Annotated in this window: 8 protein-coding genes, 3 tRNA genes and 1 rRNA gene; 9 read left to right on the top strand and 3 right to left on the bottom strand. The window is 39.6% G+C overall.

Translation table 11 applies throughout. The annotated features are described in order from the left end of the window. From rrf to K0R93_RS16385, 4 genes are all read left to right on the top strand, one after another. Positions 1–99 (top strand): 5S ribosomal RNA (gene rrf, locus K0R93_RS16400); the annotation flags it as partial. A gap of 7 nt (positions 100–106) precedes the next feature. Continuing rightward, positions 107–182: transfer RNA gene (locus tag K0R93_RS16395), tRNA-Val, on the top strand. A 188-nt stretch (positions 183–370) separates the two neighbouring features. Further along, a tRNA-Leu gene (locus tag K0R93_RS16390) sits at positions 371–454 on the top strand. A gap of 24 nt (positions 455–478) precedes the next feature. Further along, positions 479–570, top strand: a tRNA-Ser gene (locus K0R93_RS16385). 274 nt (positions 571–844) lie between these two features. Here the strand turns inward: K0R93_RS16385 and K0R93_RS16380 are convergent. Further along, a complete protein-coding gene (locus tag K0R93_RS16380) occupies positions 845–1,159 on the bottom strand; it encodes an MGMT family protein (RefSeq protein WP_300303493.1) in 315 nt (104 codons plus the stop codon). A gap of 187 nt (positions 1,160–1,346) precedes the next feature. Here K0R93_RS16380 and trmB point away from each other — a divergent pair, with 187 nt between their 5' ends. The 5 genes from trmB to iadA all read left to right on the top strand — a co-directional run bounded on the left by trmB (position 1,347) and on the right by iadA (position 8,038). Continuing rightward, on the top strand, positions 1,347–1,988 hold the full coding sequence (gene trmB, locus K0R93_RS16375; RefSeq protein WP_300303490.1) for a tRNA (guanosine(46)-N7)-methyltransferase TrmB: 642 nt from the start codon (positions 1,347–1,349) through the stop codon (positions 1,986–1,988). Between the two features lie 105 nt (positions 1,989–2,093). Next, positions 2,094–2,786, top strand: a complete 693-nt coding sequence (locus tag K0R93_RS16370) for a helix-turn-helix domain-containing protein (protein ID WP_300303487.1) — start codon at positions 2,094–2,096, stop codon at positions 2,784–2,786. A 216-nt stretch (positions 2,787–3,002) separates the two neighbouring features. Next, positions 3,003–4,592, top strand: a complete 1,590-nt coding sequence (gene cls, locus K0R93_RS16365; RefSeq protein WP_300303484.1) for a cardiolipin synthase — start codon at positions 3,003–3,005, stop codon at positions 4,590–4,592. Positions 4,593–4,624: 32 nt separating this feature from the next. After that, positions 4,625–6,670, top strand: coding sequence for a sigma 54-interacting transcriptional regulator (locus K0R93_RS16360; protein ID WP_300303481.1), 2,046 nt, complete (start codon positions 4,625–4,627; stop codon positions 6,668–6,670). Between the two features lie 192 nt (positions 6,671–6,862). Further along, positions 6,863–8,038 carry a beta-aspartyl-peptidase gene (gene iadA, locus K0R93_RS16355; RefSeq protein WP_300303478.1) on the top strand — a complete coding sequence of 392 codons (1,176 nt, stop codon included), beginning with the start codon at positions 6,863–6,865 and terminating at the stop codon, positions 8,036–8,038. A gap of 26 nt (positions 8,039–8,064) precedes the next feature. On the opposite strand, the gene typA is transcribed toward iadA, so the two are convergent. Further along, entirely contained in the window at positions 8,065–9,876 is a 1,812-nt protein-coding gene (gene typA / locus K0R93_RS16350) for a translational GTPase TypA (RefSeq protein WP_300303475.1), read from the bottom strand. A 119-nt stretch (positions 9,877–9,995) separates the two neighbouring features. Further along, a complete protein-coding gene (locus K0R93_RS16345; RefSeq protein WP_300303472.1) occupies positions 9,996–11,069 on the bottom strand; it encodes an NAD(P)H-dependent flavin oxidoreductase in 1,074 nt (357 codons plus the stop codon). Positions 11,070–11,407 lie beyond the last annotated feature (338 nt).

Raw genomic sequence — 11,407 nt, 5'->3', positions numbered from 1 at the left:
GGGGTCACACCTGTTCCCATACCGAACACAGAAGTTAAGCCCTTCAGCGCTGATGGTACTTAGGGGGTAGCCCCTTGGGAGAGTAGGTCGTCGCTGGTTGTATCCCGGGCGCATAGCTCAGCTGGGAGAGCACCTGCCTTACAAGCAGGGGGTCATAGGTTCGATCCCTATTGCGCCCACCATTTAAATAAGTTTAAGGTTAAGATTAAGGTTAAAACCTCAACCTTAAACTCAACCTATATTTACATCATGCGGGTGTGGCGGAATTGGCATAAGCAGAGAACCCAAATCTATGATTTGGAGTGAATCGCTTAGTTATATCCCACATTCAAGAAAAACAGTAGTTGGCAAAAGTTAAGCTTTTTACCATGCGGGTGTGGCGGAATTGGCAGACGCACTAGACTTAGGATCTAGCGCCACGTGCGTGGGGGTTCAAGTCCCTCCACCCGCACCATTTGCTTTTTTGAGCAATATTTATGGAGAAGTACTCAAGTAGGCTGAAGAGGACGGTTTGCTAAACCGTTAGACCGGGAAACTGGTGCGAGGGTTCGAATCCCTCCTTCTCCGCCAATAAAAAAACATCTACTAAAAGTAGATGTTTTTTTCTGTATATATATATAAGTTTGTATTTATAGGAATAAAAATATGTAGGCATACACCCTAATAACGTCGATGTACTTCATGATTTGTCATCCTGAGCGGAGTACAACGGAGTCGAAGGATCTATGACTTAAAAGAAATAGCCTGTAAAAGTATTAAAGGATATAATTTGTGGACAAACAGATTCTTCGCTATCGCTCAGAATGACATCCACAACAGGACTTTTAGAGGAATTTAGATAGAATTATTCTGTAGGATGCCAAAGGTGCTTTTTCATATCAATGGCACCGCTTTTTAGAAAAGTAACACCTTCATCCTCCAACAATGCTCGCTGTACGCTTTGGCTGCCGAAGGCATAGTGAGGCGCGAGGAATCCTGATTGATTTACCACACGATGACAGGGCAGGTCTAACCCATCAGGGGCAGACCTCATGGCCCATCCCACAACCCGAGCACTTCGTGGATGACCGAGTAAGGCGGCAATTTGACCATAGGTAGCTACGTTACCCTGGGGGATCATGGCTACGACTTCATAAATTTTTTCAAAAGATAGTTTCATGTTTTTCGCCTCCTGAGGGAGAATATATAGTAGAACGCAGCATATCTATTTCATTATACTTTCTGTATCATGGAAAAGCTAGAGCACAACTATAGGCCGGAAGGAAAGAAATCTTTAGGAAAGGAATCGAACATGGTATAATGAATGGTATGGATGTTATACTGTATCGTAGAGGAGCGCAAATAGGATGAGAAGAAGAAAGAAACCTGGTGCAAAGGAAAAATTATTGACCCATGAACTGCACCTTTGTAAGGAACCAGAAAAATATAAAGGCCATTGGCAGGGATATTTTTTAGAAAAGAAACCCATTCATGTAGAGTTAGGAACTGGTAGGGGACAATTCATTACAACCTTGGCAGCAAAACATCCAGATATCAATTTTATTGGTATTGAGATTAAGGAGGAAATTTTGCTGAAAGCAGTGGAAAAGGCTGTTGCTCAGGGACTAAGGAATGTCACTTTCCTCTGGTATGATGTAAATAAATTAGATCAAGTATTTGCTGAGGGTGAATTAAATAGAATATATATTAATTTTTGTGATCCATGGCCCAAGGCTAGGATGGCCAAAAGAAGACTTACCCATAGGAACTTCATAGAGAAATATAAAACATTTATGGGAGAACAGGGTGAGATTCACTTTAAGACAGATAATGAGAAGCTCTTTGAGTTTTCTTTAAACGAGTTTGCCGCCTGTGATCTTCGCTTAAAGAATATTATCTTTGATCTGCATCAAAGTGATATGAAAGATAATACCACCACAGAATATGAAGATAAGTTCGCAGCTATGGGAATGAAAATATATCGATGTGAAGGTAGAAAAAGAAACTAAAACTTCAACAAGCCTATGATCTGATAGGTTAGGGCTTGCCTTGAAAATAGTATACATATAAACCGATAAAATATAAAATAGTTATACAGAGTGGGGTGGAAAGAAATGAGTCGTGTAGGTGAAAGATTAAAGCAAGAACGCTTAAAAAAGGGAATGACCCCGAAACAATTAGGGAAGAAATGTGGTGTAACAGAATCTTTTATTTTAGATATTGAGACAGGGAAGAAGATTGTTAATGAAAAGCTTTTGGCCCAAATATCTAAAGCACTAGGGGCAAATCTAGAGGAGGACATGGTATTGGAAGCTCCTGCTGAGGAAGCTAAGCTTCAGACGGAAAACCAGCCTAAACCTATGAAGGCGGTGGAGGCAGTATCTCAACGGCGGCCTGAGGTGGTACCTTTAAATCAGTGGGAGGATGCACTTTCTAATATTATTAAGAAGGTACCCGTCTATGATATAGAGATGAAGCAGATAAAAGGCCATAAAAACTTTCCAATTATCGATAAGAAGGTGGAGGGATTTCATCCTGATAAGCTCGTTTATATAGAAGTATCTGATGATACTATGCTGCAGTATAGAATAAAAAAAGGTGATCGAGCACTGATTTATCTAAACCATGAATTTATGAATGGTGCTTTTCAGGTGGTGGAGTATGACGGAAAACGAAGGTTACGAAAGCTAAAAAAGATAGAAGGAAATAAAATGCAACTCCTTGACGGTGAAGGACAGGGCATAACAAAGGAAATGAAAGCGGTTAAGATCATTGGAAGAGTTATTCGGGTAGAAATTGATTTTTAGACCATAAAGCTATGGAGGACGGGATTCTTCATAGCTTTTGTTATTAGTAGTGACATTATAAGAATTTTGGGTATTTGTACTATAAATAAGAAAAGGAGGACAAGAATTCTCGGTGATACCATGGGTATACTAATATAGTTATAGAATATATCTACAGACATAGCAACAAACAAAAATGAAGTATCGTATAATAATAATAAAAGGTGAGATGGCGTGGTGATTAGGGTGAAAAATCTGCCAATAAAATGGGTAGTCGGATTTGTGATATTGCTATTTGTAGTTCTGCCGATTTCAGCAGATGCAATGGATCGTGATATGTTAATGGGCGGGGAAACTGCCCAAGGAGAAGTAGGAAGCTTTTTTCATCGGTTTGAGATGCTTATAGGAACAGTGTTTACGTTCTACACAATATTTATTGCACTGGTTATTTTTATGGAAAATAGAAATCCATCCAAGACCATTGCATGGCTACTGATATTATTCCTTGTACCAGTGGTAGGATTCATTTTTTATTTATTTCTAGGACAGAATTTTCGTAAGAGAACTATTTTTAAAAAGAAAAGAGATATAGATTTTGAAAAATTTCAAGATATTGCAAAACATCAGCGGCAAGCCATTAAAGACAGAGACTTATTTAAAGACGATGAAAGCTTCGTAAAAAAACGGCTGATCAGTCTTATTTTGAATAATGCCAATGCACCCTTTACCGTAAATAATCAATCTAAAGTACTCACAAACGGCGGTGAGACCTTTGAAGAGATTACCCAGGCTTTAAAGGCTGCAAAGCATCATATACATCTGGAGTATTTTATTATCAAAGAGGATGGTATCGGCGGTGTAATCAAGCGGATACTGATAGATAAGGCCAAAGGCGGCATAAAGGTTAGATTGATTTATGACAGCGTTGGGAGCTGGCGTTTGAGCAAAGCATATTTGAATGAAATGAAGGAAGCGGGTATAGAAATACACAGCTTCTTACCTGTGTATTTCCCTATTATGAGCCGCGAATTAAACTATCGAAATCATCGAAAAATTATTGTAGTAGATGGAAAAACAGGGTTTTTAGGGGGATTAAATATTGGGGATGAATATTTAGGCGGAGATCCTCATCTTGGATTCTGGAGAGATACCCATCTGCGAATTGAAGGAGAAGCAGTCTACGGGTTGCAAAATATTTTCTTTAAGGATTGGCATTTCGTTTCAAAGCAACAACTCCCTTATGATGATGTATTTTTTCCAAAGCTGCCTCATTTCGGAGAACAGTTGATTCAGATCGCAGCCAGCGGGCCAGATTCCGACTGGGAATCAATCATGCAGGCTTATTTTGCCACCATATCATCGGCAGAAGATAGAATATGGATTAATACGCCTTACCTAGTGCCTGATGAGAGTATTATGATGGCATTACGAACAGCGGCATTAAGCGGTGTCGATGTGCGGATTATTCTACCCAGTTATCCAGATCACCATATGGTGTTTTGGGCATCCATGTCAAACATTGAAGAGCTCCTTCGCGCTGGAGTGAAAGTCTACAAGTATACCAAGGGCTTTATGCACGGAAAGATATTGCTGGTGGATGGTATCGCTGCATCCATAGGAACAGCCAATCTAGATATACGAAGTTTTCAAATAAATTTTGAGGTAAATGCTTTTATTTATGACAAGGAAATTGTTGAACGAATGGAGAAAGACTTCTATATGGATATTGAGGACAGTAAGGAACTGATTTTGGAGGAGTATTTAAAAAGGCCCATACTGGAGAAGATTAAAGAAGCCACAGGAAGATTAATGTCGCCGCTTTTATAGGACGAAGTTAAGGAATGAGGGGGAGCAAAGACTTGAGCACAAAGGAAATTACACTAATTGCAGGCACAGAAGAAACACGTAAAACCTTATTAGATCAATTAAAAGGATATATTGGTGAATATACACACATGAAAAGCTATGCCATCGACGAAGGGATTACGGAGTCCATTCAGTCAGACTTAATCATTGTTTCTTCGGATTTGGTCTATGGGGAAGCAGCGCCTTATCTGGAGGACTACAATAGGCATAAAATTATTTCTGTAAGAAGAACCATCAATTATAATTTTATTGATAAATTGCTATTTATCCCAGAAGGAACAGAAATACTTTTTGTAAATGATGTGGCAGAAACAGTTTTTGATTCTATTGCAAAATTAAAAGAGATGGGCATTAACCATATTAAGTATATTCCCTATTATCCTGGGATCAAGGGAGTCAAGCCTGTTAAAATTGCAGTAACACCTGGAGAACTAGATAAGGTGCCTTCTTTTGTAGAGGAAGTCATTGATATTGGGCCGAGATTGATAGATATGACCTCCATGACAGAAATTCTAAGACGTTTGGATATGTTGGAGGAAAAGGCGGATGAAGTATCACAGAAATACATGGGGAAAATTATTCAATTGGGAAAACGTCTGGTGGAGTCTACCAAAGAAACCCATCGGTTTAATAGAAATCTAAATATTGTCCTTGAAGGTGTAAACGATGGTTTACTAGGGGTAGATACCAAGGGCGAAATCAAGGTATCCAATGGCAATCTAGAGAAGATTATCAATACCCCTATACCCTTGACCATGGGAAAAAATATTAAACAGATTATAAAGAATCGTGAGTTGATTCATTTTTTACTCACCCATGGAGAGAGCAATAATATGATTCTTAATATTGATAATGTAGACATTCTCATTAATAAGTTTTTTATTGAGGAAGAGAATCTAATCGTGACGACCTTTAAGAATATCAAAGAAACCATGGATATGGAGCGGCAGCTTCGCCGGGAGCTAGTCAAAAAGGGACATATCGGTAAATATTCCTTTGTAGATATCATTGGGAACAGTGAGGGAATGAAGAATAAGAAAAAAATAGCTGTCAAGCTGGCCGCCAGTGAGCTAAATATTTTGATCGAAGGTGAGAGCGGTACAGGGAAAGAGCTATTCGCCAGTGCTATCCATAATGCATCCCCTAGGAGGGATGGACCTTTCCTTGGTGTTAATTTTAGTGCACTGCCGGAAGATCTAGTGGAGAGTGAGCTTTTTGGGTACGAAGAAGGTGCCTTCACAGGCGCAAAAAGAGGTGGTAAGAAAGGCCTTTTTGAGCAGGCAGATCGAGGAACACTTTTTTTGGATGAAATCGGCGATATTTCACCAAAGATACAGGCCAGACTTCTACGTGTGCTTCAAGAAAAGGAAATTATGCGGGTAGGAGGTTCTCAAATCATTCCTGTTGATGTGAGAGTTATCGCAGCCACCAATAAAAATCTAGTAGAAATGATTGAAAATGGGAAGTTTCGCCAAGATCTATATCATCGACTAAAAGTACTATATCTTCAGCTGATCCCCCTCAGGGAGCGTAAGGAGGATATTGAGGATCTGATCCAATGCTTTATCCGTCAAAGCAGGAAGAATCATGCCATGATTAAGGACGAGGTTATACAGAAATTAAGGTATTACAACTGGTATGGGAATGTAAGAGAGCTAAAAAATACCATTGAGTATATGCTGGCTGTTTGTGAAGATGACGTGATAAAACTCAATGATATACCAGAGGATAGCTTTTTTCAGATAAAGTTGTTTGACAGATTTCAGCAGCAGGATGAGGATGAAATTGAAAATCTAGGAAATCCTGAAGAACTCTATTTTATACTGAATATGCTGTATGAAAGTATGTTAAGCCATCAGTTGCTGGGAAGAAAACAGATTGCACAGATGGCCAGGGAAAATGGTCTAAATCTCACAGAACCACAGGTACGGCAGCGAATGAATATTTTGGAAGAACATGGATATCTTTTGAAAAGCAAAGGAAAGGCTGGAACCAAGCTTACCAGAAAAGGGAAAAGAGCTGCAGAAAGACAACAGTAAATGGTGTATAAAGGTCACTAATGGTGATTTGCTTACAAAATCTCTGTCCATTTGAGTCATAAAATAAAGAAAATTCCTCAGAAACCCAATGGCATAAGAATTGCATTGTACATAGGGCATTGCATTGAATCGATAATAAGCTTATGCCACTTCATTTGCAGCATATGCCTTTAATTGGAAAGGGGAACAGTTATGATAAAATTGATCAAAGGTGGGGAAGTCTACGGACCTCACTATATGGGGAAGATGAATATACTTATTGTTTCAGACAAGATCGGGGCGGTAAAGAAGGACCTGTCCGTAGGAGATGATACACTGGAGATAGAGGTCATTGATGCTGCAGGAAAGTATGTAATGCCTGGATTGATAGATGCTCATGTCCACATCATTGGTGGCGGAGGAGAAGGAAGCTTCCGCACGAGAACACCTGAGATTATGCTTTCTCAAATTACTTTGGGCGGAGTAACAACCGTAGTAGGATGTCTTGGTACCGATGGTACAACACGGGATATGAAGGGATTATTAGCTAAAGCAAGGGGATTAGAGGAGGAAGGAATCAGTACCTATATATATACAGGTTCCTACCAAGTACCAGTGAAAACCATTACAGGCAGCCCAATGGACGATATTATTTTGATTGATAAGATTATTGGCGTAGGGGAGATTGCCATATCTGATCATCGGTCCTCTCAGCCCACGGTTGAAGATATTGCAAAGCTCACCGCCGAGGCTAGGGTAGGGGGAATTCTTTCGGGGAAAGCAGGAATTGTTAATATCCATATGGGGGACGGTGAACGCCAATTGGATGATCTGATAGAAATCATAGAAAACACGGAGATACCAACAACCCAGTTTTTGCCAACCCACATCAATCGCAGTATTAAATTGATGGAAAAAGGAATTGCCTATGGAAAGATGGGTGGTTTAATGGATTTAACCACAAGCTCAGATCCTGACTTCTTAGAAGAGGATGAAGTAAAGGCCAGCACTGGACTAAAAATGGCCTTAGATGCAGGGGTTCCTATTGAGCAGATTACTTTCTCATCTGATGGACAGGGAAGTATGCCGATTTTTAATAAACACAGAGAATTTGTTGGTCTAGGGGTTGGAAAGGTATCTTCCCTATATAGAGAGATCAAAGATGCAGTGCTCATAGATGGGGTATCCATGGAAGATGCACTAAAGGTAGCCACATCAAATCCTGCCAGAATTCTAAAACTTAAAAATAAAGGAAGTATTGAAGTCCGTAGGGATGCAGATCTTATCCTAGTGGACCAGAAAACCTTGAGCATCGATACGGTGATTGCCAAGGGAAAGGTCATGGTTCAGGGAGGGCAGGCTGTTGTTAAGGGTACATTTGAAGAATAGAAAAAGGCACACGATGTGTGCCTTTACTAATTTCTAGAAGCTTTCGCTCTAGCATTTTTATCTAATAGTTTTTTACGAATACGGATGCTTTTCGGTGTTACTTCTACCAATTCATCCTCGGCAATAAACTCAAGGGATTGTTCTAAAGACATAGGTTTCGGCGGTGTTAGCTTCATAGAATCATCAGAACCAGAAGCTCTCACGTTTGTAAGCTGCTTACGCTTGCATACATTGACAGCCATATCGCCAGCCCGTGCATTTTCACCGATGATCATACCCTCATACACCTCTGTACCAGGAGCTATGAAAAGGGTTCCTCTCTCTTGCGCATTAAACAGACCATAGGTTACTGCCGTTCCTGATTCAAAAGCAGTAAGCGAACCTCTTAATCGGGATTTAATATCACCTTTATAAGGCGCATAACCATCGAAGATATGATTCAATATACCATTTCCTCTAGTATCCGTTAAAAACTCGGAGCGGTAGCCAATCAAGCCTCTAGCAGGAATCCTAAATTCTAGCTTTACGGAACCATTAGAATTCGTAACCATATTGACCATTTCACCTTTTCTTTGGCCTAAGGTTTCAATGACAATACCCATGTATTCTTCAGGTACTTCTATGGTAACATGCTCCATAGGTTCTTGAAGAACACCATCGATAGTTTTCATAATTACCTCAGGTCTAGAAACGGAGAGCTCGTAGCCTTCTCTACGCATAGTCTCAATTAAGATGGAGAGATGTAATTCACCTCTGCCTGATACCTTAAAACTATCAGCGGAATCTGTCTCCTCTACTCGAAGGGCAACATTGGATAACAATTCCTTTTCCAATCGATCCTTTAAATGCCTGCTGGTTACATATGTGCCCTCTCTACCAGCAAAGGGGCTATCATTGACGATAAAGTTCATGGCAATTGTCGGCTCGTCAATCTTTATAAAAGGAAGAGGCTCTATTTTATCGGTAGAGCAGATGGTTTCTCCGATATTGATGTCATCATTTCCAGCTAAGGCCACAATTTCACCGAATGCTGCTTCGTCAATTTCTACTTTACTCAAACCTTGGAAATTATAAAGCTTACTTGCTCTGAAGTTTTTGAACTCTCCTCCAGCGGTGCACAATACAACTTCTTGGTTTTTCTTAATCTTACCGCGCGTAATCTTTCCGATACCCATTCTGCCAACATACTTATCATAATCGATGGAAGAGATCACCAGCTGAAGGCCATCATCTGAAGTACCCTCTGGCGCAGGTACTTCACGTAAAATCATCTCAAAAAGGGGCTTCATATCTTGGTGTTCATCATGTAATTCATACTTGGAAATACCTTGTTTTGCCGATGCATAGATGACTGGGAATTCCAATTGGTGTTCTTCGGCTTCAAGGTCGATGAACAAATCAAGAACCTGATCAATGACTTCATCGCATCTGGCATCAGGACGATCAATTTTATTGATCACAACCACAGGTTTTACACCTGATTCCAGGGCTTTTTTCAATACGAATCGTGTTTGAGGCATGGGACCTTCAAAGGCATCCACAAGAAGTAATACACCTTCCACCATTCTCATGATTCTTTCCACCTCACCACCAAAATCAGCATGACCTGGGGTATCGATGATATTAATTTTTACATCATTATATATAATGGATGTATTTTTCGCCAAAATGGTAATGCCACGTTCCCTTTCTAAGTCATTGGAATCCATGACTCTTTCATCTACCTGTTCGTTACTGCGAAAGGTACCGCTTTGCTTTAACATTTCATCCACCAAAGTGGTTTTGCCATGGTCTACATGGGCAATAATTGCGACGTTTCGAATATTATTTTGTATCATTGAATACTTCCTCTCTGTTAATTATCAACATACCATTGTAACATAAAGAGATTCATAAAAACAAGAACTTTAATAATATCATTGTGAATATAAAAAAAGGAGGATATAAATCCCCCTTTTTAGTATTGTCTTAATTCATCCATTAATTCATCAATCAGTTCTCGAACAGATACAATCTTATTTACCATATGAACTTTTGCACCAGCAAAGGCGAATCCTTTATCAAGATTTCCTTTTTGAGCATTGATCAACGCGTCGGCAATACAATATAAGGTTTCCTTTGGATTGCATGGCTTTAAGCAGTTGATACATTTGATATCCTGACGCTTTTGATCACGATAAACCATGTTGATAAATTCGTTTCTAATGGCTCTGCCAGGCATGCCCACAGGGCTTTTAATAATGGCTACGTCACCTTCGGCGGCATCAAGATAAGCCTGCTTAAAGGCATCTGAAGCATCACACTCATGGGTTGCAACGAACCTTGTGGCCATTTGGACACCCGCCGCACCAGCAGCCAGTACATCGCCGATATCTTTTCCATCATGGATTCCGCCGCCGGCAATAATAGGAATCTTACGGCCATACTTCTCTTCAAAAGGAGCAATGGCTTCTAATACTTCCTTTACCAGCTTAACGAGGGAGAAGTTCTCTATGTCATCTAATTGCTCTAGGGAAAAACCAAGATGACCACCTGCCTCCGGCCCCTCAACGATAATAGCATCAGGTAAATAACTATGCTTTTTGTCCCACTGTCTGCAAATGAGCTGTGCAACCTTGCCAGAGGAAACAATAGGCGCAATTTTAGTCATAGAACCTTTTACCAGTTCAGGCAGCTTCATCGGTAAACCTGCTCCTGAAAAAATAATATCTACCTTTGCTTTCACTGCAGTCCTTACCATGTCATCAAAGTTGTTGATAGCTGTCATGATATTGACACCAATAATACCCTTTGGTGCTAATTCTTTGGCTTTTTGAATATGATAAGCGAGGGCATCAAGATTGGTTTGATACTTATTTTTCTCATAGCCTTCAAAATTAAAGCCAGGCTCAACACCAGAGATGACTCCAATGGCACCACAATTAGCTACGGCAGCAGCAAGGTTAGAAAGAGAGATTCCTACACCCATACCGCCCTGTATAATAGGCACGGAAGCCGTTAAATTTCCGATCTTCAATTCTGGTATAATCATTTCAACACTCCATTCTGTGATATGCATACTTAGAAATATTATATAATAAATTTGAGGTATGTACAATTTAAATTATGAATGGGAAATGTTTGGGAAAAAAAGCCAGATATCTTAAATTTATTTTAAGAAAATGAAGAAATAAATATACAAATGAACTGAAAAAGAATATAGAAAATTTGGAAAATAGTACTATATTTTGATAAATATTAATTGCAAGAAAAGGAAGAAATAGGTATAATATAGGAGAATATATAATCATATCACTACATCCTTTCCCGTTCCTATGGCTAGGTTGTTTCATAGTGTAGTATTATATGTTCCTAGGAGACCATTTAGGA

The organism is Anaerosolibacter sp. (assembly GCF_029240175.1).
Taxonomy (GTDB): domain Bacteria; phylum Bacillota; class Clostridia; order Peptostreptococcales; family Thermotaleaceae; genus Anaerosolibacter.
This window is presented reverse-complemented; position numbering and strand designations above follow the sequence as displayed.

Coding starts and splice junctions, on each gene's coding strand:
- K0R93_RS16345 (WP_300303472.1), bottom strand. CDS start 11,069: ATGATTATACCAGAATTGAAGATCGGAAATTTAACGGCTTCCGTGCCT.
- K0R93_RS16380 (WP_300303493.1), bottom strand. CDS start 1,159: ATGAAACTATCTTTTGAAAAAATTTATGAAGTCGTAGCCATGATCCCC.
- iadA (WP_300303478.1), top strand. CDS start 6,863: ATGATAAAATTGATCAAAGGTGGGGAAGTCTACGGACCTCACTATATG.
- typA (WP_300303475.1), bottom strand. CDS start 9,876: ATGATACAAAATAATATTCGAAACGTCGCAATTATTGCCCATGTAGAC.
- trmB (WP_300303490.1), top strand. CDS start 1,347: ATGAGAAGAAGAAAGAAACCTGGTGCAAAGGAAAAATTATTGACCCAT.
- K0R93_RS16370 (WP_300303487.1), top strand. CDS start 2,094: ATGAGTCGTGTAGGTGAAAGATTAAAGCAAGAACGCTTAAAAAAGGGA.